Here is a 23,918-nt window from a genome sequence, read left to right on the forward strand (position 1 = left end):
CCGACCCGGGATCCACACCGCGTGATCTCCCTCCAGGCACGCTGCGCGTTGAAGCATTTGCGCAACCGACTGCATCCCGTGGTTATGGATCCCCGCTTTCGCGGGAATGACAGCTTTGGGAGTCGTGGGCAGCCGGGCATACGCACGGTCGGCTGAGCGACCAATCCCGGCCATTTATAGCGTTCAGCGCCACCGCTGCCGCAGATCAACCACATTGGCGACGCCCGACGCGGCGAGACATCCCGCGAGCCAGAACCACGGCGCCCCAGTCAGCGCGCAACGCAGCGCCAGCAGCAGGAAGACACCGGCGAGCAGGTTGGGTAGCAGCGCGCGCGGGCGGATGCCGCGGCGGTGCCGCTGCCAAATCCAGGTGACCGCCGCGAGTTCGATTGCCACCACCGCGAGAATCAAGTCGACCACATGCGGGCTGCGAAACAGCTCATCCATCGCGTGAGCTGCTACGCCGCCTTCGCGAGCCCGGTGAGGTGGGCGATGTTCTTGAAGAAGATCCGCACATGCGACAGCGGCTTCGCCTTCACCAGCTCCTTGTTCATGTAGGCGTCCCACGTCAGCTGCTGGACGTCCTTGTCACGGCAGATCGCGACGAAGCGCTCGCGGCGGGCGTCGTTCGTGTACCAGTAGCGCTGCATCATGCCGAGGATGAAGAACACGCCGCCATGCTTGCGCATGAAGGCCTTTCGCGCCGTGGCGAGCGCAGCGGCATCGCCGTTCCTCAGCATCAGCGCGACGGCGTTCGCCGCCGCACGGCCGCCGGCCATCGCGTAGTAGATGCCTTCGCCCGACGCGGGCGCGACAACGCCGGACGCGTCGCCAGCGAGCACGACATCGCGGCCATTGTCCCAGCGCGACAGCGGCTTCAGCGGGATCGGCGCGCCCTCGCGGCGGATGGTCTCGAGATCGTCGAGCGCGGCGGCCTTGCGGAATTGGGCGACCGAGCCGCGTAGCGAGAATCCCTTGTGGGCGCTGCCGGTGCCGATGCTGGTCGTCGGGCCGTGCGGAAACACCCAGCTGTAGAAATCCGGCGACAGCTGGCCGCGATACACCACGTCGCAGCGCGTGGGGTCGAACACCGGATGGCTGCGATCCGGCGAGCGGATGATCTCGTGATAGGCGAACACGTAGCGCATCTCGCTGGTCTCGGGGATGCACTGGCGCGCGACCGCCGAGACGGCGCCGTCGGCGCCGATGACGACCCGCGCCCGCACGCTGTCAGCCCGCACGCTGCCGTCATCCATTCGGCGTTCGTAGTGGATCACGGCCACGCCGTCCTTGTCGCGGGTGAGCTCGCTGAATGTCCCGGTGCGGCGGATCGCGCCGCCCTGCGCGGCCCGCGCCCGCAGCCATTCGTCGTAGTGCTCGCGATCGACCATGCCGACGAAGCCGCCGTCGATCGGCATGTCGACATCCCTGTTGCTCGGCGACACCATCCGCGCGGACGAGATCCGCGCCACCAGCAGATGGTCGGGGATCTCGAACTCCGCGATCAGCCGCGGCGGGATCGCCCCGCCGCACGGCTTGATGCGGCCGGCCTTGTCGAGCAGCAAGACATGGTGGCCCTGGCGCGCGAGGTCGTTGGCAGCGGTGGCGCCGGCTGGTCCGCCGCCGACCACGACAACATCGAACGTCTCGGAAGAGGTCGAGGGGGTCATCACACTAGGCTCCCTGATTGGCTGGCTGCGCCTGAAGCGTCGATGTCTGCTCGCGGGGGCGCTTGATCCAGATCGCGAGCCAGGCGGAAAGGACGAACAGCGCCGCTTCGGCGGCGAACACCGCCGCGTAGGCCGAGGCGGTCGACGGCATGAAATGACGCGCGGCATCGGCCGCCGCCGTGCCGACGAATCCGCCGATGCCGAATGAGATCGCCTGGGAGGCGCCCCACAGGCCCATCCGCGTGCCCTCGCGATTGTCGCGGCCTTCGCTCACCATGTTCATCATCGCGCCAATCGCAGCGATGGCGTAGACGCCATTGGTGATGCCGAGCAGCAGCACCGAGCCACGTAGCGGCCAGGCCGGCCCGACGGTGGCGGCCGCCACCAGGCTCAGCAGCGCCAGCGCCGAGGCGAGGCAGCCGCCGATGATCCAGGGCTGCGGCCGCGTCCGCCAGTCGGCATGCAGGCTCGCCATCGCCGGCATCAGAATCATGCCGATCAGCGCGCCCATGTGCTGGACTGACGAGAGCTGCGTGGTCTGGCCCGGCGTCATGCCGAACACGCTGCCGGCGAACGGCTCCAGGATCAGGTCCTGGGCGCTGTAGGCAAGCATCGAGACGAAGATGAAGAGCGCGAAGCGCCGTGCCTGCGGCTCCCGGCAGATCTCGCGGAAATCCTCCATGAAGCCGCCACGCTCGGCTGCGGCGGAGGCTGCCTGCGTCGACAGCTCCGGCTGTTCGATGCCCCAGACCCCGAGCAGGGTCAGCACCATAGCGATTGCCGAAACGGTGCCCGACACCAGCATCAGCCGCTCGCCAGAAAACGGGTCCAGCGCCTTGCCGGCCACCGCGGTCGTGACGATGAAGCCGGCGATCATCATGATCCAGGCGATCGAGGCGGCGGCGCTGCGCCGCGCCGGCGCGGTGCGCTTGGCGAGCAGCACCAGCAGCGAGGTGCCGGCGGCGCCGACGCCGATGCCGATCATGATGAAGGCGACCACGGCGAGCGCGAGACCGAGGGCGAGCTGCGTGGCCATCAGCGCGGTGGCGACGGCAGCCAGCAGGCCGCCCGCGGCGAGCACGGCCATGCCGCCGACGATCCAGGCGAAGCGGCGGCCGCCGACATCGGAGCCATGGCCGAGCCAGGGCCTGAGCACCTGCATCGCGTAGTGGATGGCCACCAGGAGTCCTGGGATCATCGCCGGCAGCGCCAGCTCGATCACCATGACGCGGTTGAGGGTCGAGGTGGTCAGCACCACGACCGCGCCAAGCGCGGTCTGCACCAGGCCGAGCCTGACGATGCCGAACCAGGAGAGGGACGCGGGCGCGGCGGTGCTCATGCTGCCATTCCCGCCAGCGCGAATGCCGTCACCAGCATGCCCAGCACATAGAGCAGAACGCCGGTCCCGTTGTACCAGGGCGCGAGCTCGCGTGGCTTCGTCATCAGCCGCCGCATCAGCACCAGCTGAACCACGATCAGCGCGGCCACGATCATGGCATGCACCGGTCGGCTCCAGGCCACCAGCAGCACGAGCACGCCGACCTGTGCCAGTGCCATCGTGATGCAGGCAAGGCGCGCAGCTTTTTCCGGACCAAGCAGCACCGGCAGCGAGTTGACGCCACTGACGCGATCGCCGCCGATCGACTTGAAGTCGTTCAGGGTCATGATGCCATGGGCGCCGGCGCTGTACAGCAGCGCGATCGCAAGCACCGGCCAGGATGGCGCCTGCGTGCTCATGATCGCGGCGGCCGTGATCCACGGCAGTCCCTCGTAGCAGAGCCCGACGGCGCTGTTGCCCCACCAGCCGTTCTGCTTCAGCCGGATCGGCGGCGCACTGTAGGCCCAGGCCAGCGCGAGGCCGAGTGCGGCCGCCGCAAAGCCCCAGGTGCCGAGCAGGGTCGCGACGCCGAGCGACAGCACGGTCCAGATCAAGGCAATGTAGAGGCCCCAGCGGCCGGGAATCCGGCCCGATGGGATCGGCCGGTCCGGCTCGTTGATCGCATCGACATGGCGGTCGAACCAGTCGTTCACGGCCTGGCTGGTGGCGCACACCATCGGGCCTGCCAGCACGAGGCCTGCGATCACGATCGGCCAGCGCGGCGCCAGCGGCGCACCCGACGACACCACCCCGCAGCCGAACGCCCAGATCGGCGGAAACCAGGTGATCGGCTTCAACAGTTCGAGAACGGCCGAAGGATGAAGCCTTGCAGAATTCCTTGAAGGAATCCTTGGGGCGAGCGGGACGGGCGCGATCTCGGTCATTGCAGAACTCTTCCCACTATTCCAACTGACTGTCTTCCTCGCTCAACTCGGCGAGGCCGTAGCGCCTGAGCTTGACGTAGAGGCTCTGCCGGCTGAGGCCGAGCATTTCCGCGGCGGTGGCACGGTTGTCGCCGGTGAGCTTGAGCGCGGTCTCGATGCACATCCGCTCGATCACGTCGGTGGTCTCGCGCACCAGCTCCTTCAGCGGCACGCGCCCGATCAGCTCGGCAAGCTGCTCGCGCGATCGCGGAATGTAGCCGTGGTCGCCGCCGTCGCTGGTGATGCGTGGTCCGACATTGCGGATGGTGAAGCCGAGCCGGGCCTGGCCGGGCGCGCCGACCGTGGTGGCGGAGATCTCGACGTCGACCGGCGAGCCATGCTCGCCGCGGATGACGCTGGAGAACAGCTTCAGGGTGCCGTGCTGGCGCAGATTGCTCAGCATCACCGAGAAATCCACCGCCGACTTGCCGATCCAGCGGTCGATCGTCTCGCCGAGGATCTGATGCATGTTCTCGATCTGGGCGAGCTGCAGGAAGGTGGCGTTGGCGTGCAGCAGCCGGCCCTCCATGTCGGTGATGACGAAACCGTCCGGCGCCGATTCGACGAACTGCACCAGCTGGGTGTTGACGTCCGATGCCTTCGGAAGCGCCTGATGTACGGACTGCGGCGAGAAGCGCAGCAGGAACAGCGAGGACGTATCCTGCCGGAAGAAGGTGCCGTCGAGCAGATAATCCTGGCCGCCGTCGAGCGTAACCTTGGCGCGCTCGATCTTGCCCTGCGAACGGATCGCCAGCGACAGCGATTGCGAGACCGCGGTGTCGTCGAGCAGCAGCGCGTCGGGAAACAGCTTGCCGATCAGGGTGGCGGCGCCATGATCGAGCAGGGTGGCCGCGGCCGGATTGGCCTCGACGATGCGGTGGCTGACCGCGTCGATGATCAGCACCGGCTCGGCGGTGATCTGAAACAGGATCCGGTAGCGCGATTCGGCGTTGCGCATGCGCGAGTAGTCGCGCTCGATCGCAACCTGCGCCTCGATCAGCTTCTGCTGGAGGGCGGCCGTGGCGCGCACGTCGCGGCCGACGGCGATGTAGCGGGCCGCCCCCTGGATCGCCACCACCGCGAACAGGATCGGAATGTCCGGCCCGCGCGCGGCCGGATAGCGCACCTCGCGCCAGCGCGACACCTTGCGCTGGGAGGCTTCGGCGAGCAGTAGCTCTGGCTTGGTCTGGCTTTCCTCGGACACTGTTGCTTGCCAGGATCGGCCGATCCACTCGTCTGTGTTTCTCAATTCAAGCGGTAGCCCGGCCTGCTGAAAGGCCAGGTCCTGAATGTTGCCGTCGGCGTCGAGCGCGAGCGCAATGTCGGACGCTGCGGCCACCAGCATGGCCGCAACATCCGCATTGAGATCGCCAAGCGACTCTTTCGGAGCTCTGAACGCCCTCACCAACGCCGTTGTCCTCCCAGTCAAGGAGCATTCGCGCGGCAAGTCTCGTTCCAGCATTCATCTTCACTGCACCCTCTTGGCTATCGCCGTTCGGTCAGAAGACTGACGACGTGCCGGGCTTGCGAAGCCTCTCTGCTCAGGTCGGAGACGACACCGTCGCCGCCGACCAGAAGAACGAGTTCAGGCCGTTCAATAAACGCAGGACCGCAGACCAGCACGCCGATGTCCTGGTTGGAGGACTCGCGCCGGACCATCCTTATGTTTGAGGCGAGATCGTCAAGCTTCTTGTCGCTGGTGGCGAAAAACTCGACGACGTTGAACCATTGCGTGCGGAGCGTCTCGACAAAGCCGCGATCCGCAGTATCCGGCTCGATCCAGGTGTCGAAGCCGTCGCGGCGGAAGAATTCGCCCGCCAGCACCAGGCCGAACATCATGTGGCCGATCTCGCGCCGATCGCCCGGAGCGGTCGTCAGCAGCACGCGCAGGCCCGCCGGCGCGACCGCGAGCTCGGCGCAGAACGCCGGGCTGAAATGCCGCAGCAGCTGCTGCAGCCGCCACAAGCCGAGCGTGACGTCGGCGAAGTCGCGCTCATCGTCGGCCCACAGATGGCGCAGATAGTTCGCGGTCGGCACCAGGAGATCGAGATAGATCCGCTCCAGCGTCTCGCCATGATCGCGATGCGCCTGGATGCAGGCGACGGCGCGATCGTCGTCCGCCCCCAACACGATCTCGGCGAAATCGGCGGCCTCCTGCGCGGATGCCGCGATGGTCGCGGGCACGCGTTCGAGTGAGGAGGCATGGGCCATCACGAGTCGCGGAATGATCTCGGCTTCGATCGCGTCGTTGAGCTGCGGATGGCGGGTGGTGTGCAGCGGCACGTTGATGCGCGGCGTCCCCGGCGAAAGAAAGCCGGGTGACCCACGCTTCGTCCGAAAGCGTGCTCGCGGAAATCGGGCTGTCTCATTGAGCTCGGTCATCAGCGCCTCCCCTCCATATGAGCGCACGTCACTCGTTGCGTCAATATTATTTGACGTCAATTTTGATTGACACTCTTCCTGCCCAGGTCTAGCGTTTCCCCATCGGGCTCGCACTCGGGGATTTGCGATGCGCCACCTGCGAACTGCACAACGTAGCGTTGACCAAACCGAGTGCGGTGCACCAACAACATCCCTGTGGTTGCCGTTATCGCACCACCCGGAACTGATGTTGTCAAATCATCTTTACACATCGTGTGACGCTCAATTCACGTCCGCCACTGATCCGTCGCTGTGGAGTCAACTCTGCTTCACACCTGAGAAGTCGGCGCGTGCGCCGCGGCAAGCGCTTTACACGCCTGAGGAAAAGCGCAGGCGGGACGCGACGCCGTGGACCCTGGTGCAGGGAATCCTGGCGCCGCTGCAGTTTCTCGTGTTCCTGATCAGTCTCGGATTGGTGGCGCGCTATCTCGCGACGGGCGAGGGACTCTGGCTCGCGACCGCCTCCGTCGTCCTCAAGACGGCGCTGCTCTACACCATCATGATCACCGGCTCGATCTGGGAGCGGGTCGTGTTCGGGCGCTATCTGTTCGCACCGGCCTTCTTTTGGGAGGACGTGTTCTCGATGCTGGTGATCGCGCTGCATACGGCCTACCTCGCCGCGATCATCGGCCACGTTGGCTCGGCGCAGCAGCAGATGCTGCTGGTGCTCGCCGCCTACGCCGCCTACGCGATCAATGCCACACAGTTCCTGCTCAAGCTGCGCGCGGCGCGGCTGCAGGAGCAGGCTGCGGTCGCCAGCGTGGAGCGCGCGTCATGAATGTCCACGCGCAGGCTTGCACGGTTGCCCCGGCCTCGTCGACGGATGGCGTGCTGCGCGAGCGCGGCCAGCGCGAGGTGTTCTGCGGCCTGACCGGCATCGTCTGGCTGCACCGGAAAATCCAGGACGCTTTCTTTCTCGTGGTCGGCTCGCGCACCTGCGCGCATCTGATCCAGTCGGCCGCCGGCGTGATGATCTTCGCCGAGCCGCGCTTCGCCACCGCGATCATGGAGGAGCGCGATCTCGCTGGCCTCGTCGACGCCAATGACGAGCTCGACCGTATCGTCGCGCAACTCCTGGCGCGGCGTCCGGACATCAAGCTCTTGTTCCTGGTCGGCTCCTGTCCGTCGGAAGTCATCAAGCTCGATCTGTCGCGTGCGGCGCTCAGGCTGTCGCAGCGCTTCTCGCCCGGCGTGCGCGTGCTCAACTACTCCGGCAGCGGCATCGAGACCACCTTCACGCAAGGCGAGGATGCCTGCCTTGCCGCGCTGGTGCCGGTGTTGCCGACAGCGGATCGCGCGGCGCGGCCGTCGCTGCTGGTGGTCGGCGCGCTCGCCGATGTGGTCGAGGACCAGTTCAAGCGCACGTTCGCCGCGCTCGGCATCGACCAGGTCGCGTTCCTGCCGCCGCGCCGCTCATCGGAGCTGCCGGCGATCGGCCCGGAGACACGTGTGCTGCTGGCGCAGCCGTTCCTCGGCGACACTGCGCGCGCCTTGGAAGAGCGTGGCTGCCGGCGTATCGCTGCGCCATTCCCGCTCGGTGGCGAGGGCACCGCGTTGTGGCTCGCGGCCGCGGCCGATGCCTTCGGCGTGTCGCGCAGCCATGTCGAGCGCACCCTCGCGCCGCTGAAGCAGCGGGCGGAGAAGGCGCTGGCGCGCTACCGCGCGCAGCTCGCCGGCAAGCGTGTCTTCCTATTCCCGGACTCGCAGATCGAGATCCCGCTGGCGCGTTTTCTCGCCCGCGAGATCGGCATGGAGCTGGTCGAGGTCGGTACGCCCTATCTGCATCGCGATCATCTCGCTTCCGAACTCGCGCTGCTGCCCGGGGGCACGCAGCTCAGCGAAGGCCAGGACGTCGAGCGCCAGCTCGATCGCTGCCGCGAGGCGCGTCCCGATCTCGTCGTCTGCGGGCTCGGCCTCGCCAATCCGCTGGAGGCCGAAGGCCTCACGACCAAATGGTCGATCGAGCTGATCTTCACGCCCATCCAGGGGTTCGAGCAGGCCGGCGATCTCGCCGAGCTGTTCGCGCGGCCGCTGCTGCGGCAAACCAGACTGGCGGTGTGAGATGCAGCTGTCGGTCTGGACATATGAAGGACCGCCGCACATCGGAGCGATGCGCATCGCCACCGCGATGCGCGACGTGCACTACGTGCTGCATGCGCCGCAGGGCGACACCTATGCCGACCTGCTGTTCACGATGATCGAGCGCCGCGACCAAAGGCCGCCGGTCACCTACACCACCTTCCAGGCGCGCGATCTCGGCGGCGACACCGCCGATCTCCTGCAGAGCGCGGCGCGGTCAGCCTATGAGCGCTTCCAGCCGCAAGCGATGCTGGTCGGCGCGTCCTGCACCGCCGAGCTGATCCAGGACGATCCCGGCGGCCTTGCACTGGCGTTGAAGCTTCCGATTCCGGTGATCCCGCTGGAGCTGCCGGCGTATCAGCGCAAGGAGAATTGGGGCGCCTCGGAAACATTCTACCGGATTGTACGGGCGTTGGCTGCGTCTTCCGCTGAGGGCTCCCCCCGCCGTCAACGGGAGGCGGGCGCTCGTCCAGTCTGCAACCTGCTTGGTCCGACGGCTCTCGGCTTCCGTCACCGCGACGACCTCGCGGAAGTGACCAGGCAGGTTGTGGAGCTCGGCATCGAGATCAACGTCGTCGCGCCGTGGAACGCGACGCCGGCCGATCTCGCCCGCCTGCCGCAAGCCGATTTCAATATCGTGCTCTATCCCGAGATCGCGCTCACGGCCGCGCAATGGCTGAACCGCCAGTTCGGCCAGCCCTATACGCACACGATCCCGATCGGCGTCGGCGCCACGCGCGATTTCATCGCCGAAGTCGCCGCTCTTGCCGGCGTCGATGCCGCGCCGGTGCTGGCCCGGACCGAGAGCCGCCTGCCGTGGTACTCGCGTTCGGTCGACTCGACCTATCTCACCGGCAAGCGCGTCTTCATTTTTGGCGATGCGACCCACGCCGTCGCTGCTGCCCGCGTCGCGACGCAGGAGTTGGGCTTCGAGGTCGTCGGTCTTGGCACCTATGCGCGTGAGTTCGCGCGCGAGATCCGCGAAGCCGCCGCGCTCTACGGCGTCGAGCCGTTGATCACCGATGACTATCTTGAGGTCGAGGCCCGCGTCAGCGAGCTCAGGCCGGAGCTGGTGCTCGGCACGCAGATGGAGCGCCATATCGCCAAGCGCCTGGGCATTCCCTGCGCCGTGATTTCGGCGCCATGCCACGTGCAGGATTTTCCTGCACGCTACTCGCCGCAGATGGGCTTTGAAGGCGCCAACGTGCTGTTCGACACCTGGGTGCATCCGCTGATGATGGGCCTGGAGGAGCATCTGCTCGGCATGTTCCGCGAGGATCATGAGTTCGCCGATCACGCGCCGTCGCATCTCGGCGCCGCGCCGGCTGCGCCGCCGCAGCAGACGCAGCTGCGCGTCGTCGAAACCGTCACCACCAACGAGCTCGCCTGGGCGTCCGACGCCGAGCGCGAGCTGACCAAGATTCCGTTCTTCGTGCGCGGCAAGGCGCGCCGCAACACCGAACGCTACGCGCGCGAGCGCAACGTCAACCTGATCACGCTCGAGACCCTGTACGATGCCAAAGCGCATTTCGGTCGCTGACGTCACACCCATCCGGGTGGTGATCGTGACGATGGACAGCCATCTCGCCTCGGCTGCCGTGCGTGCGCGCGCGACCTTGCAGGCGGAGCTGCCTGGGCTCGATCTCAAGGTGCATGCGGCCGACGAATGGGGCTGCAATCCGAACGCGCTGGAGCATTGCCTCGCCGACATCGCGACTGGCGACATCGTCGTCGCCACCATGCTGTTCATGGAGGACCACATCCAGCCGGTGCTGCCGGCGTTGCAGGCCCGCCGTGATCATTGCGACGCCATGATCGGCTGCCTGTCGGCCGGTGAAGTGGTGCGGCTGACCCGGCTCGGCAAGCTGACGATGTCGGGCTCGGCGACCGGCGTGCTCGGCCTGCTGAAGCGGCTGCGCGGCAGCAATCGCTCGGGCAATGCCAGCGGCCAGGGCCAGATGAAGATGCTGCAGCGGATGCCGCGCCTGTTGCGCTACATCCCCGGCACCGCGCAGGACCTGCGCGCCTACTTCCTGACGCTGCAATATTGGCTCGCCGGCTCCGAGCAGAATTTCGCGAACATGGTGCGCTTCCTGGTCGGCCGCTACGCCGACGGCCCGCGCGCCGCCCTGCGCGGCAAGCTCAAGGCGGCCGAGCCGGTGAGCTATCCCGATGTCGGTCTCTATCATCCCAGGATGAAGCAGCGCATCGCCGAACGCATCGACGAGCTTCCGGCGCCGCCGAAGCCGGTCGGCCGCGTCGGCGTGATCCTGATGCGCTCCTATCTGCTCGCTGCCAACACCGCGCACTATGATGGTGTGATCGCGGCGCTCGAGGCGCGCGGCCTGGCGGTGGTCCCGGTGTTCGCCTGTGGACTCGATTCGCGTCCGTCGATCGAGCGCTACTTCCAGAAGGACGGTGTGGGGACCGTCGATGCCGTGGTCTCGCTCACCGGCTTCTCGCTGGTCGGCGGCCCCGCCTACAACGATGCGCGTGCCGCCGAAGAAGTCATGGCCGGGCTCGACGTCCCGCTGATCGCCGCGCATCCGCTCGAATTCCAGACCGTCGAGCAGTGGCGCGACGATGCGCGCGGGCTCACGCCGGTCGAAGCCACGATGATGGTGGCGATCCCCGAGCTAGACGGCGCGGTCGGTCCGACCGTGTTCGGCGGCCGCTCGGCGATGGCCGATGACGGGCGCGACATGGCGAGCCTGCCGGAGCGCGCCGCGCAGCTCGCCGCGCGCGTGGCGAGGCTGGTCGAGCTCCGCCGTTCGGCGCGGGCCGAGCGCAAGATCGCGACGGTGCTGTTCAACTTCCCGCCCAACGGCGGCAGCGCCGGCACCGCAGCCTACCTCTCTGTGTTCGAGTCGCTCTTCAATGTGATGAACTCGCTCCGCGCCGCCGGTTACACGATCGATGTGCCGGCTGATGTCGATGAGCTGCGCGCCCGCGTTCTGAAGGGCAATGCCGAGCGTTTCGGCACCGTCGCCAACGTCGCTGCGCGCATTCCGGTCGATCAGCATGTCCGCCGCGAGCGTCATCTTGCCGAGATCGAGAAGCAATGGGGCCCGGCGCCCGGCCGCCACCAGACCGATGGCTCCGGCCTGCTGGTGCTCGGCGAGCAGTTCGGCAATCTGTTCGTCGGCCTGCAGCCGGCTTTCGGCTATGAAGGCGATCCGATGCGGCTGTTGTTCGAGCGCAGCTTCGCGCCGACGCATGCGTTTGCCGCGTTCTATCGCTGGCTGCGCGAGGATTTCCGCGCCAACGCGGTTCTGCATTTCGGCACCCATGGTGCGCTCGAATTCATGCCGGGCAAGCAGGCGGGCCTCTCCGCCGAGTGCTGGCCCGAACGGCTGATCGGCGACCTCCCGAACTTCTACATCTATGCGTCCAACAATCCCTCCGAAGGTGCGCTCGCCAAGCGCCGCGGCGGCGCCACCCTGGTCAGCTATCTCACGCCGTCGATCACGCGCGCCGGCCTCTACAAGGGCCTCGCCGATCTGAAATCCTCGCTCGACGCCTGGCGCAATCTGTCGCCGGATGCGACCGAGCAGGTGAGGGGCGACAGCGCGGCGCTGATCCAGGCGCAGGCGGCGGCGGTCGATCTCGCCGCGGCTGAGCCGCTGTGGGGCGACGAGCGCGACGCCAGCATCGGCGGGCTCTCCGCGAGCGTGCTGGAGTTGGAGTACTCGCTGATCCCGCATGGCCTGCATGTCGTCGGCGCGCCGCCGCCGGAAGGGCAGCGGACCGAACTGCTCGACCTCGCCGGCATCACCGATACGGCCAAGCGTGCCGAGCTCGACAGGATGCTCGCGACCGACAGCGAGACGCCCGCAATCCTTCACGCGCTCGACGGCGGCTACATCCGTCCCGTTCCGGGCGGCGATCTCTTGCGCAACACCGACGTACTGCCGACCGGCCGCAACCTGCATGGCTTCGATCCGTTCCGTATCCCCAGCGCCTTCGCGCTCAAGGATGCCGAGCGCCAGGTCGCCCGGCTGCTCGCCCGCCATGCCGGCGAAGGCCACAAGCTGCCGGAGACGATCGCGCTGGTGCTGTGGGGCACCGACAATCTGAAGACTGAGGGCGGGCCGATCGCACAGGCGCTGTGGCTGATGGGCGCCGCGCCGCGCCATGACAGCTATGGCCGTCTCTGCGGCGCGAAGCTGATCCCGCTGGAGCAATTGGGACGCCCGCGCATCGACGTCGTCATCACGCTCTCCGGCATCTTCCGCGATTTGATGCCGTTGCAGACCAAGCTGCTCGCGGAAGCCGCGCTGCTCGCCGCGTCGGCGGATGAGGCTGTCGAATTCAACTACGTCCGCAAGCATGCGCTGGCGTTCCAGGCTGCCCATGGCGGCGAGATCGCGGATGCGGCGCTGCGTGTGTTCGGCAATGCCGAGGGCGCCTATGGCGCCAACGTCAATCACCTGATCGATTGCGGCGCCTGGACCGACGAGGACGAGCTCGCCGACGTCTATACCAAGCGCAAGGGCTTTGCCTACGGCACCGACGGCCGGCCTGTCCGGCGCGACGCGCTGCTCGGCCATGTCTTGGCCGGCGTCGACGCCGCCTATCAGAACGTCGACTCGGTCGAGCTCGGCGTCACCACGATCGACCATTATTTCGATACGCTCGGCGGCATCAGCCGCGCGGTGAAGCGCGCCAAGGGCGAGGCCGCGCCGGTCTATATCGGCGACCAGACCCGCGGCGAAGGCACGGTGCGCACGCTGTCGGAGCAGGTCGCGCTGGAGACCCGCACCCGCACGCTCAATCCGAAATGGTACGAGGCGCTGCTCGCCCATGGCTATGAGGGCGTGCGCCAGATCGAGTCGCACGTGACCAACACGGTCGGCTGGTCGGCCACCACGGGCCAGGTCGCGCCCTGGGTCTATCAGCAGATCACCACGACCTTCGTGCTCGACCCCGCGATGCGCGAGCGGCTTGCCTCGCTCAATCCGGCGGCGTCCGCGAAGATCGCCAACCGTCTGATCGAGGCGCATGAGCGCAATTACTGGACCCCGGACCCCGAGATGCTCGACGTGCTGCGCAAGGCCGGGGAAGAGCTCGAAGATCGCCTCGAAGGCGTAGGAGTTGCCGCATGAACGTCACCTTGAGACCTCCGCTGACGACAGCGCCGCGCCGCCCCGACGGGGCCGGCAGTGTCCAGGTGCAGCTCGACCCGAACGTGGTCATCGGCACCGCGAAAGTGTTTTCTGTTTACGGCAAGGGCGGCATCGGCAAGAGCACGACGTCGTCGAACCTCTCGGTGGCGCTGTCCAAGCTCGGCAAGCGCGTGCTGCAGATCGGCTGCGATCCGAAGCACGACTCGACTTTCACGCTCACCAAGCGTCTGGTCCCGACCGTCATCGACATCCTCGAGCAGGTCAATTTCCACTCGGAGGAGCTGCGCCCCGATGACTTCGTCTATCAGGGCTACAACGGCGTGATGTGCGTCGAGGCAGGCGGGCCGCCGGCCGGCACTGGCTGCGGCGGCTATGTCGTCGGCCAGACCGTCAAGCTGCTCAAGGAGCATCATCTGCTCGAAGACACCGACGTGGTGATCTTCGACGTGCTTGGCGACGTCGTCTGCGGTGGCTTTGCCTCCCCGTTGCAGCATGCCGATCGCGCGCTGATCGTCGCCGCCAACGATTTCGACTCGATCTTCGCCATGAACCGCATCGTCGCGGCGATCCAGGCCAAGTCGCGCAATTATCCGGTGCGGCTCGGCGGCGTCATCGCCAATCGCAGTGCCGCGACCGACCAGATCGACAAGTTCAACGAGCGCATCGGCATGAAGACGCTGGCGCACTTCCCGGATCTCGACGTCATCCGGAAGAGCCGACTGAAGAAGTGCACGCTGTTCGAGATGGAGCCGTCGCCGGACGTCGAGCGTGCCCAGAACGAATATCTGCGGCTCGCGGCGTCGCTGCTTGCCGGCGTCGAGCCGATCCAGGCCTTGCCGCTCAAGGACCGCGACATCTTCGATCTCCTGGGCTTCGACTGAGTGAGGCTGGCAATGACTTCAGCGCAATATCTCGCCCGCCGCAATGAAGTGGAGACCTACTTCGACCGCACCGCGGTCGCCGCCTGGACGCGGCTGACCTCGGATGCACCGGTCAGCCGCATCCGCGCCACCGTGCGTGCCGGCCGCGACGAGATGCGGCGGACGCTGCTGTCCTGGCTGCCGCTCGATCTGCGCGGCGCGCGCATCCTCGATGCCGGCTGCGGCACCGGCAGCTTCTCGATCGAGGCGGCCCGCCGCGGCGCCGACGTCGTCGCCGTCGACATCTCGCCGACGCTGATCGAGATCGCGCAGAAGCGGCTGCCCGACGACATCAGCCGCAAGGCGATCCACTTCGTCGCCGGCGACATGCTCGATCCCAAGCATGGCGGCTTCAACTTCGTCGTCGCGATGGACTCCTTCATCCACTACCGGGCCGAGGATGCCGTGCGCATCGTCGCCGGTCTCGCGGGCCGCACGTCCGATGCGATCCTGATGACCTACGCGCCGCGCACGCCGCTGCTGGCGGTCATGCATGCGGTCGGCGGCGTGTTCCCGCGCGGCAATCGCGCGCCGTCGATCGAGCCGGTCGCCGAGCAGACGCTGTACCGCCTCATCGCCGACCACCACGATCTCGCCGACTGGCGCTGCGCCCGCAATTGCCGCATCGCCAACGGATTCTATATCTCGCACGCGCTGGAGCTGCGGCCGTCATGAGCCTGCGCGCACCATCGATCATGCAAGCGTGGATGCGGCTGTCGTCGCGCTATCTGCCGTTTGCGGATGCCGCCTCGACCGAGCTGCCGCTGTCGCGCCTGATGCGGCTGTCGCTGTTCCAGGTCTCGATCGGCATTTCGGTGGTGTTGCTCAACGGCACGCTCAATCGCGTCATGATTGTCGAACTCGGCGTGCCCTCCTGGCTGGTCGCGACCATGGTGGCGCTGCCGCTGGTGTTCGCGCCGCTGCGCGTGCTGATTGGCTTCAAGTCCGATCACCACCGTTCCGTGCTCGGCTGGCGTCGTGTGCCCTATATCTGGATGGGGACACTGCTGCAGTTCGGCGGCCTCGCCATCATGCCGTTCGCGCTGCTCTTGCTGTCCGCGGGCGACGCGCCGGGCCAGGTGATCGCCGGCCGTATTGGCGCAGCACTCGCCTTCCTGCTGGTCGGCGCCGGGCTGCACACCACGCAGACCGCCGGCCTGTCGCTCGCGACCGACATCGCGCCCGAGCACTCCCGCCCGCGCGTCGTCGCCTTCCTCTATGTCATGTTGATGTTCGGCATGATGGCCAGCGCGCTGACCTTCGGCGGGCTGCTCGCCGAGTTCAGCGAGATGCGCCTGATCCAGGTGATCCAGGGTGCCGCGGTGACGGAAATGGTGCTCAACGTCATCGCGCTGTGGAAGCAGGAGGCGCGTGATCCCGCGCGCACATCGGCTGCCCGCGAGCGTCCGCGCTTCGGTGACTCCTGGCGGCAGTTCCGCGATGCCGGCGGCTCGATGCGCGTGCTGGTCGCGGTTGGCTTGGGCACCGCCGGCTTCACCATGCAGGACATCCTGCTCGAGCCATACGGCGCAGAGATCCTGCATTTGACCGTCGGCGAGACCACCGCGCTGACCGCGCTGTTCGCGGCTGGGACGCTCGCCGGCTTCGGCCTGTCGGCGCGCCGGCTCGGCAAGGGCTCCGACCCTTATCGCATCGCAGCCCTCGGCGGCCTCGTCGGGTTGCTCGCCTTCTCAGCCGTGATCTTCTCGGCACCGCTGGCTTCGCCATTGTTGTTCCGGATGGGCACCACCTTGATCGGATTCGGCGGCGGTCTGTTCGCGGTGGGCACGCTGACCGCAGCGATGGCGCTGGTGCAGAACGGCGAGAGCGGGCTTGCGCTCGGCGCCTGGGGCGCAGTGCAGGCCACCGCGGCAGGTGTCGCGATTGCCGGCGGTGGCGCCATTCGCGATGTGATGTCGCAGCTCGCGCTCGATGGCCGGCTCGGCGTCGCGCTCGCGGGTCCGGCGACCGGCTACAGCATCGTCTACCACATCGAGATCGGTCTGCTGTTCGTCACGCTCGCGGTCATCGGGCCGCTGGTGCGGCGGCAGGCCGCGCCGCAACAGCAGCTACACTTCGGAATAGCGGAATTTCCAGGATAGCCCAGTCGGGGAGGAAGCCATGACGTCTTTCACGAGCTACATCGATGTCGCGCAGGTCGTACTTTACGGGTTCTGGATCTTCTTCGCGGGCCTGATCTTCTACCTGCGTACCGAGGACAAGCGCGAAGGCTATCCGCTGCAGTTCGAGGGCCGGGTCGGCCGTCAGACCGCTTCGAGTGGTCATGGCTTCCCGGTGCCGCCGAGCCCGAAGACCTACCACATGCATGGTGGTCGCACCGCGACCCTGCCGAATTGGGACAACGACCGTGCCGATGCGCCGGTGACCCCGATGTACGCCTGGCCGGGCACGCCCTATCTGCCGACCGGCAACCCGATGCTCGACGGCGTTGGCCCGGGCTCCTACGCCGCGCGCAAGGACGAGCCGGAGCTGACCATGGACAACATCCCGGCGATCGTGCCGCTGCGCGTCGACGGCAGCATCTTCATCGCGGCGGAGGATCCGGATCCGCGCGGCATGCCGGTGATCGGCTGCGATGGTAACGTCGGCGGCAAGGTCCGCGAAGTCTGGGTCGACCGCGCCGAGATGCTGATCCGCTATCTCGAAGTCGAGGTCGCAGGCATCGCCGGTCGCCACGTGCTGTTGCCGATGACCATGGCGATCGTCGACAAGTCGCGCAAGGCGGTGCTGGTCGATGCCATTCTCGGTTCGCAATTCGCCAACGTGCCCGGTCTCGCCAAGCCCGATCAGGTCACCAAGCTCGAGGAAGACAAGATCGTCGGCTACTATGGCGGCGGCCATCTCTATGCGACTGCTGCACGCCAGGAGCCGCTGCTGTGAGTACGCGCAAGGAGATGGATACGCTGATGCTGCCGGAGGGCGAGCGGCTGCTCTGGCAGGGACAGCCGACGGTGAAGGCGCTGCTGCTGCGGGTGTTCCACCTGCGCCTGGTGCTCGCCTATTTCGCAGCGCTGTTCGGTGCCCATGTGGTGTCGGGTTGGCTGGCGCATCAGCCGCTCGCGGCATCGCTCGCGACCGCGTCGTCGCTGGCGATGCCGGTGGCGGTTGCGACCGCGCTGCTCACCGGCCTCGCCGTGCTCTATAGCCGCACCACGCGCTACACCATCACCTCCAGGCGCGTGCTGCTGCAGTTTGGTGCCGTGCTGCCGATGACCTTGAACGTGCCGTTCAAGCAGATTGCCCGTGCCGACGTGAAGCTGTTCTCGGACGGCTCGGGCGACCTGCCGCTCGGCGTCATCGCCGAGCAGCGGCTGTCCTATCTGCTGCTGTGGCCGCATTCGCGTCCGTGGCGGCTCAACGAGGTCGAGCCGATGTTGCGTGGTGTCCCGAATGCCCGCGATGTGGCCGAGATTCTCGCCAAGGCGCTGGTCGCAGCGTCCGACGGTGCCGTCGCGGCGCAGCCGCTCGCGGCAGCCACTGGTCAGCCGCAGGGTGCGCCTGCGGGGGCCGTCGCCAGCGCGGCGTGATGAGGAGGAGGGCGTCATGAGCCAAGCCGAGGGTCATGCCGAAGCCGAGATCATCATCCCGAAGGGCGCGCTTCGCGCGGCCATCGCACTGGTCGCCTTCGCGCTGCTCGCAGCCGCGCTCGGTCGTCTGACCGGGCTCGGCACCGTGCACGTGGATCACGTCGCGGCGGTGCAATCGGTGCCGCTGCGGTTCGAGGATCGCGCCGATGGCGGCATCTCCGTGGTGGCGCCGGACAGCGGCAAGGTCGTCGGCGTCGTCGAGGCCGGCGTCGATGGCTTCCTGCGCACGGTTCTGCGCAGCATGGCATTCGACCGCCAGCGCCACGCCATTGGCTCGGGGCCGGCCTTCACCATCAACCGCTGGTCCGACGGCCGTCTGAGCCTGGATGATCCCGCGACGGGGCGGCGCGTCGATCTCGCGCCGTTCGGCGCCGACAACAAGCGCCGCTTCACCGAACTGATGACGATGGGAGAGACGCGATGAAAGGACTATGGGCCAACGAGCCCCGCCGCTTCGACATCGGCTGCAGCATCGAGGTCGAGCAGACCTCCGAGACTCTGCATGCCCATGTCACGCTGGACCGCGACGTCAACATTCGACCGGGCGACGAGGTCGTCATTCATGGCGATCCGATCACGGTCAAGTTCGGCGAGCAGCTCAATCTGCGCCGCACCGCGACCGTGGTGCGGGCAGGTCCCCTGAAGCGCGCGATGATGCACGTCGCGGGCTATCTCGAACTCACGGAATTGTACGACGTCAGCTTTTCGGACGGGAGGGTCAGATGATCGCAATGGAAGGCGGATCCGGCAATATCTCCACCAAGATGGCGCTGGAGGATACGATCCTCACGCCGCGCTTCTACACCACCGACTTCGCGGCGATGGATCGCCTCAACGTCGACCTGGTGCGCCGGGAGTGGGATGCGGTCATGGCCGAGCTGCGCGCCGACCACAACCGCAAGCACTTCGTGCGCACGCCGGAATTCGAGAAGGATCTGAACGAATTGCCGGAGGCGCTTCGCGCTGAGTTCAAGGACTTCCTGGTGTCCTCGCTGACAGCCGAATTCTCCGGCTGCGTGCTCTATGCCGAGATCAAGAAGCGGATCACCAATCCCGATATCCGCGAGCTGTTCCAGTTCATGAGCCGCGACGAGGCCCGCCACGCCGGCTTCATCAACGAGATCCTCAAGGATCACGGCATCGGCGTCGATCTGAGCTTCCTTACCAAGACGAAGAAGTACACCTACTTCAGGCCGAAGTTCATCTTCTACGCGACCTACCTGTCCGAGAAGATCGGCTATGCCCGCTACATCACCATCTATCGGCAGATGGAGCGGCACCCGGAGCGCCAGTTCCATCCGATCTTCAAGTGGTTCGAGCGCTGGTGCAACGACGAGTTCCGCCATGGCGAGGCGTTTGCGCTCCTGATGCGTGCCGATCCGAAGCTGCTGAGCGGCCTCAATAAGCTCTGGATCAAGTTCTTCCTGCTCGCGGTGTTTGCGACCATGCATGTGCGCGACCACATGCGGCCGGCCTTCTATGAAGCGCTCGGCATGCCCGTGGACGAGTACGACATGCGGGTGTTCCGGATCACCTCGGAGATCTCGCGTCAGGTGTTCCCGGTGATGCTGGACATCGACAATCCGCGCTTCTGGGCCGGCTTGAACCAGCTGCGCCAGGTGTCGGAGGCGATTGCCGAGGCCAAGGCGCAGGGTGGTGTGATGGGAGCGATCAAGCGCACGCTGCTGCCGATCAAGGCGGCGCTGACGTTCGGCCGCCTCTACATGCTGCCGGCCAAGAGCAACGAGCTGCCACGGGAGATCAGGCTGCAACCCGCCTGGTGACAAGGAGCCGGCCATGGGCGCGACCGCGATTGCCATTCCCTATGTCGTGTTCGTCTGGTGGTTCTCGACCGGCGCCGTGCTGGCGCTGGTCGGGCTCGCCGCCCGCTATCCGGCCGCGTTCAAATGGGGCACGGCCGCGGCCTTCGTCGCGGCCCTGTCGGGCGTCGCGGTGTCCAGCCAGGCCGCCGCTGAAGCCAACGCCTATTGCGCCTTCACCTGCGCGATCCTGCTGTGGGGCACGGTGGAGATGTCGCTGCTCGCTGGCTGGATCACCGGCCCGCGGCCCGAGCCGTGTCCTGGCGACTGCACGCCGGCCTCCCGTGTGGGCTTCGCGCTGCAGGCGATCGCCTATCATGAGCTGGCGCTGATCGCGACCGCGGGTCTCGTCTTCGCGGTCACCTCTGGTGCGCCGAACCGCCTGAGCTGGTGGACCTTCGCCGCGCTGCTGGTGCTCAGGCAGAGCGCCAAGATCAATCTGTTCCTCGGCGTGCGCACCCTGAACGACGAGCTGCTGCCGCAGCAGGTCCGCTTCATGCGCAGCTACTTCGCCAAGAAGTCGATCAACCTGCTGTTTCCGTTCTCGATCGCCGCCGCGGCGACCGCGACCGTGCTGGTCGCCGCCGCCGCGCTCGGCGCAAAGTCCTCGTTCGACGGCGTGGCGCTGTCGCTGCTGGCGTCGCTGATCGCGCTCGGTCTGCTCGAGCACGGCTTCATGGCGCTGCCGATGCCGGTGATCAATCTCTGGCGCTGGAGCGCGCCGGTCGAGCCGGCGCTGGCAACCGTCGCGGCCATCCCCGTGCCGGTTCACGCGCCACCGCCTGCGCCTGCAATGCCCTTAGCAGTGCCCTTGGCGCGGCCGACGCTGGCCGTGGTGCCGCCGACGCCGGAAGCCGAGCGCCCCGCGCCGCAGCCAAAGGCATCCATGTCGGCGCAAAAGAACGCCGCCGCCTTGGCGCGGCAGCGGCTGGAGGAGCAATTCCGCCAGGCCTATCGCCAGGCGCGCGCCGATGCGCAGGCGCAAACCATCACCGGACTGGCCGCGGTGTCAGTCACGACACCGGTCGATCCGAACACGACAGCACAGGGGGGAGTACCATGAACTACGAAGACTATTTCCGCCGCCAGCTCGACGGTCTGAGGCGCGAAGGACGCTATCGCGTCTTCGCCGATCTCGAACGCAAGGCCGGCGCCTTCCCGATCGCGACCTATCGCGGTCCCCATGGCGAGCGTGACGTCGCGGTGTGGTGCTCCAACGACTATCTCGGCATGGGCCAGCACCCCAAGGTGCTCGAGGTGATGCACGAGGCGCTCGACCGCTGCGGCGCCGGCGCTGGCGGCACCCGCAACATCAGCGGCACCAATCACTATCACATCCTGCTGGAAGAAGAGCTCGCCGATCTCCACGGCAAGCAGGCGGCGCTTCTGTTCAACTCCGGCTACGTCTCGAACTGGACCTCGCTGTCGACCTTGGCGGCGCGGATGCCCGGCTGCGTGATCCTGTCCGACGAGCTCAACCACGCCTCGATGATCGAGGGCATCCGCCACAGCCGCTGCGAGACAAGGATCTGGCGCCACAACGACGTCGCCGACCTGCGCGACAAGCTGTCGGACCTCGATCCGAAGGTGCCGAAGCTGATCGCGTTCGAGAGCGTCTATTCGATGGACGGCGACATCTCGCCGATCTCGGACATCTGCGATGTCGCCGACGAGTTCAACGCGATGACCTATCTCGACGAGGTCCATGCCGTCGGCCTGTACGGCCCGCGCGGCGGCGGCATCTCCGAGCGCGACGGCGTCGCCGATCGCCTGACCGTCATTGAAGGCACACTGGCCAAGGCGTTCGGTGTCATCGGCGGCTACATCACCGCCTCGAACACCGTCTGCGATTTCGTCCGCAGCTTCGCCTCCGGCTTCATCTTCTCCAGCTCGCTGCCGCCGGCCGTCGCCGCGGGTGCGCTCACCAGCATCCGCCATCTCAAGTCCAGCAATGTCGAGCGCGCCCGGCACCAGGATCGCGTCGCGCGGCTGCGCCGCCGGCTCGATGAAGCGGGCGTGAGCCATCTCGACAATCCGAGCCACATCGTGCCGGTGATGGTGCGCGATGCCGTGCTGTGCAAGCGGATCAGCGACATCCTGCTCGATCGCTACGGCATCTATGTGCAGCCGATCAACTATCCGACGGTGCCGCGCGGCACCGAGCGGCTGCGCATCACGCCGTCGCCGTATCACTCCGACGCCGACATCGAACATCTGGTGGGGGCGTTGTCGGAGATCTGGGCCGAGATGGGCCTCGCGCAGGCAGCCTAAAAAAGGAGGATTCGCGCGGCGTTTGAGCCAGATCAATTTGTCAATCAAGCTTGACGTTAAGATGATTGGACAAATTGATAATCGGGGGAGGACGCCGTGCGGATCTTATTGCTGCATCCGAATTATCACTCCGGTGGCGCCGAGATCGCCGGAAACTGGCCGCCAGCCTGGGCGGCTTACATCTCCGGCGCGCTGAAGGCCGCCGGCTTCGCCGATCTCCGCTTCATCGACGCGATGACCAACGATCTGTCCGAAGATCAGGTCCGCGCCATCCTGCGCAGCGAAAAGCCCGATGTCATCGGCTGCACCGCGATCACGCCCTCGATCTACAAGGCCGAGCGTCTCCTGGAGATCGCCAAGGAGGAGCACCCGGATGCGCTGACCGTGCTCGGCGGCATCCACGCCACCTTCATGTATCAGCAGGTGCTGACGGAAGCGCCGTGGATCGACGCCATCGTGCGCGGCGAGGGCGAGGAGATCATCGTCGACCTGATGCGCGCCCGCGAGGATGGCCGCTGGGCGAAAGACCGCCGCAGTATCAAGGGCATCGCCTATCGCGACGGGAGCGAGGTGGTCGCGACCGTCGCGGCGCCGACAGTGAAGAATCTCGATGCGATCACGCCCGACTGGAGCGTGCTCGAATGGAGCAAATACATCTACATCCCGATGAACAAGCGTGTCGCCATTCCCAACATGGCGCGCGGCTGCCCCTTCACCTGCAGCTTCTGCTCGCAGTGGAAGTTCTGGCGCGACTACCGCATCCGTGACCCCAAGAAGGTCGTCGACGAGATCGAGACCCTGATGCGCGAGCACGATGTCGGCTTCTTCATCCTGGCCGACGAGGAGCCGACCATCAACAAGAAGAAGTTCGTCGCATTCTGCGAGGAGCTGATCCGGCGCGACCTCAAGATTCTCTGGGGCATCAACACCCGCGTCACCGACATCCTGCGCGACGAGGCGCTGCTGCCGCTGTACCGCAAGGCAGGCCTGATCCATGTCTCGTTGGGGACGGAGGCCGCGGCGCAGATGAAGCTCGACCGCTTCAACAAGGAGACCACGGTCGCGCAGAACAAGAAGGCGATTCAGCTGCTCCGCGACGCCGGCATCGTCGTCGAGGCGCAGTTCATCGTCGGCCTGGAGAACGAGACCCGCGAGACCCTGGAAGAAACCTACCAGATGGCGCGGGACTGGAAGCCGGATCTCGCCAACTGGGCGATGTATACGCCGTGGCCGTTCTCCGACCTGTTCCGCGATCTCGGCGACAAGGTCGAGATCTTCGACTACGAGAAGTACAATTTCGTCACGCCGATCATGAAGCCGGACGCGATGGATCGCGGCGAACTGCTCGACGGCGTCATGAACAACTACCGCCGTTTCTACATGCACAAGGCGCTGTTCTCGTATCCCTGGGCCGGCTCCGGCGAGCGAAGGCGGTATCTGCTCGGCTGCCTCAAGGCGTTCCTGAAGTCCGGCTTCGAGCGCAAGTTCTACGACCTCGGCCGCGTCAATTATTGGGGGCCGCAATCCAAGGGCAAGGTCGATTTCGGCTTCGATACCTCGCGCCAGCGCGCCGATCCCGGCAAGATCGAATGGAAGACCAGCCATAATCGCAAGCTGACCGGACCGCAGCAGGCGCAGGCGATGGCCTGCGGCGGCGGCACCGAGCAGATGAGCGAAGAGGCCGAGACCAGGGTGCATTGAC

21 protein-coding genes are annotated in these 23,918 nt (G+C 66.7%); 15 read left to right on the forward strand and 6 right to left on the reverse strand.

Going from position 1 to position 23,918, the window contains the following annotated elements:
* Positions 1–183: 183 nt before the first annotated feature.
* The 6 genes from ACQR1I_RS05550 to ACQR1I_RS05575 form a co-directional block, all read right to left on the reverse strand.
* The gene (locus ACQR1I_RS05550) at positions 184–447 is read right to left on the reverse strand and encodes a hypothetical protein (protein WP_434867629.1); all 264 of its coding nucleotides are present in this window, start codon (positions 445–447) and stop codon (positions 184–186) included.
* An 11-nt stretch (positions 448–458) separates the two neighbouring features.
* Positions 459–1,670, reverse strand: a complete 1,212-nt coding sequence (locus ACQR1I_RS05555; RefSeq protein ID WP_434867628.1) for a geranylgeranyl diphosphate reductase — start codon at positions 1,668–1,670, stop codon at positions 459–461.
* Positions 1,671–1,674: 4 nt separating this feature from the next.
* Positions 1,675–3,009: a BCD family MFS transporter gene (locus ACQR1I_RS05560; protein WP_434867627.1), complete on the reverse strand. Its 1,335-nt coding sequence runs from the start codon at positions 3,007–3,009 to the stop codon at positions 1,675–1,677.
* Complete coding sequence (chlG, locus tag ACQR1I_RS05565) at positions 3,006–3,932, reverse strand: chlorophyll synthase ChlG (RefSeq protein WP_434867626.1); 927 nt, start codon at positions 3,930–3,932, stop codon at positions 3,006–3,008. Before chlG ends, ACQR1I_RS05560 begins: the two co-directional genes overlap by 4 nt.
* Positions 3,933–3,948: 16 nt before the next feature.
* Entirely contained in the window at positions 3,949–5,316 is a 1,368-nt protein-coding gene (ppsR, locus tag ACQR1I_RS05570) for a transcriptional regulator PpsR (protein ID WP_434867625.1), read from the reverse strand.
* Between the two features lie 140 nt (positions 5,317–5,456).
* Entirely contained in the window at positions 5,457–6,353 is an 897-nt protein-coding gene (locus ACQR1I_RS05575; RefSeq protein WP_434867624.1) for a cobalamin B12-binding domain-containing protein, read from the reverse strand.
* Positions 6,354–6,582: 229 nt separating this feature from the next.
* On the opposite strand from ACQR1I_RS05575, the gene bchF reads away from it, so the two are divergent.
* From bchF to bchE, 15 genes are all read left to right on the forward strand, one after another.
* Positions 6,583–7,170: a 2-vinyl bacteriochlorophyllide hydratase gene (gene bchF / locus ACQR1I_RS05580; RefSeq protein ID WP_434867922.1), complete on the forward strand. Its 588-nt coding sequence runs from the start codon at positions 6,583–6,585 to the stop codon at positions 7,168–7,170.
* Positions 7,167–8,453 carry a ferredoxin:protochlorophyllide reductase (ATP-dependent) subunit N gene (locus ACQR1I_RS05585; protein ID WP_434867623.1) on the forward strand — a complete coding sequence of 429 codons (1,287 nt, stop codon included), beginning with the start codon at positions 7,167–7,169 and terminating at the stop codon, positions 8,451–8,453. The genes bchF and ACQR1I_RS05585 overlap by 4 nt, the downstream gene beginning before the upstream one ends.
* A gap of 1 nt (position 8,454) precedes the next feature.
* Complete coding sequence (bchB, locus tag ACQR1I_RS05590; protein ID WP_434867622.1) at positions 8,455–10,011, forward strand: ferredoxin:protochlorophyllide reductase (ATP-dependent) subunit B; 1,557 nt, start codon at positions 8,455–8,457, stop codon at positions 10,009–10,011.
* A complete protein-coding gene (locus ACQR1I_RS05595; RefSeq protein WP_434867621.1) occupies positions 9,986–13,576 on the forward strand; it encodes a magnesium chelatase subunit H in 3,591 nt (1,196 codons plus the stop codon). Before bchB ends, ACQR1I_RS05595 begins: the two co-directional genes overlap by 26 nt.
* Positions 13,573–14,478: a ferredoxin:protochlorophyllide reductase (ATP-dependent) iron-sulfur ATP-binding protein gene (bchL, locus tag ACQR1I_RS05600; protein ID WP_434867620.1), complete on the forward strand. Its 906-nt coding sequence runs from the start codon at positions 13,573–13,575 to the stop codon at positions 14,476–14,478. The genes ACQR1I_RS05595 and bchL overlap by 4 nt, the downstream gene beginning before the upstream one ends.
* A 12-nt stretch (positions 14,479–14,490) precedes the next feature.
* A complete protein-coding gene (gene bchM / locus ACQR1I_RS05605) occupies positions 14,491–15,192 on the forward strand; it encodes a magnesium protoporphyrin IX methyltransferase (protein WP_434867619.1) in 702 nt (233 codons plus the stop codon).
* A complete protein-coding gene (locus ACQR1I_RS05610; protein WP_434867618.1) occupies positions 15,189–16,619 on the forward strand; it encodes a BCD family MFS transporter in 1,431 nt (476 codons plus the stop codon). The genes bchM and ACQR1I_RS05610 overlap by 4 nt, the downstream gene beginning before the upstream one ends.
* A 19-nt stretch (positions 16,620–16,638) precedes the next feature.
* Positions 16,639–17,418, forward strand: coding sequence for a photosynthetic reaction center subunit H (gene puhA / locus ACQR1I_RS05615; RefSeq protein WP_434867617.1), 780 nt, complete (start codon positions 16,639–16,641; stop codon positions 17,416–17,418).
* Positions 17,419–17,444: 26 nt separating this feature from the next.
* Positions 17,445–18,065: a photosynthetic complex putative assembly protein PuhB gene (gene puhB, locus ACQR1I_RS05620; RefSeq protein ID WP_434867921.1), complete on the forward strand. Its 621-nt coding sequence runs from the start codon at positions 17,445–17,447 to the stop codon at positions 18,063–18,065.
* A 16-nt stretch (positions 18,066–18,081) separates the two neighbouring features.
* On the forward strand, positions 18,082–18,549 hold the full coding sequence (puhC, locus tag ACQR1I_RS05625; RefSeq protein WP_434867616.1) for a photosynthetic complex assembly protein PuhC: 468 nt from the start codon (positions 18,082–18,084) through the stop codon (positions 18,547–18,549).
* Positions 18,546–18,851, forward strand: a complete 306-nt coding sequence (locus ACQR1I_RS05630; protein ID WP_434867615.1) for a hypothetical protein — start codon at positions 18,546–18,548, stop codon at positions 18,849–18,851. The genes puhC and ACQR1I_RS05630 overlap by 4 nt, the downstream gene beginning before the upstream one ends.
* Positions 18,848–19,909 (forward strand): magnesium-protoporphyrin IX monomethyl ester (oxidative) cyclase, encoded by a 1,062-nt coding sequence (gene acsF / locus ACQR1I_RS05635; protein WP_434867614.1) that lies wholly within the window; start codon positions 18,848–18,850, stop codon positions 19,907–19,909. Before ACQR1I_RS05630 ends, acsF begins: the two co-directional genes overlap by 4 nt.
* Before the next feature lie 13 nt (positions 19,910–19,922).
* Complete coding sequence (puhE, locus tag ACQR1I_RS05640) at positions 19,923–21,008, forward strand: putative photosynthetic complex assembly protein PuhE (protein ID WP_434867613.1); 1,086 nt, start codon at positions 19,923–19,925, stop codon at positions 21,006–21,008.
* Complete coding sequence (hemA, locus tag ACQR1I_RS05645; protein WP_434867612.1) at positions 21,005–22,216, forward strand: 5-aminolevulinate synthase; 1,212 nt, start codon at positions 21,005–21,007, stop codon at positions 22,214–22,216. Before puhE ends, hemA begins: the two co-directional genes overlap by 4 nt.
* A 96-nt stretch (positions 22,217–22,312) precedes the next feature.
* Positions 22,313–23,917, forward strand: a complete 1,605-nt coding sequence (bchE, locus tag ACQR1I_RS05650; protein ID WP_434867611.1) for a magnesium-protoporphyrin IX monomethyl ester anaerobic oxidative cyclase — start codon at positions 22,313–22,315, stop codon at positions 23,915–23,917.
* Position 23,918: the final 1 nt, after the last annotated feature.

The sequence above is a fragment of the Bradyrhizobium sp. HKCCYLS2038 genome, assembly GCF_051167655.1.
Lineage (GTDB): Bacteria > Pseudomonadota > Alphaproteobacteria > Rhizobiales > Xanthobacteraceae > Bradyrhizobium.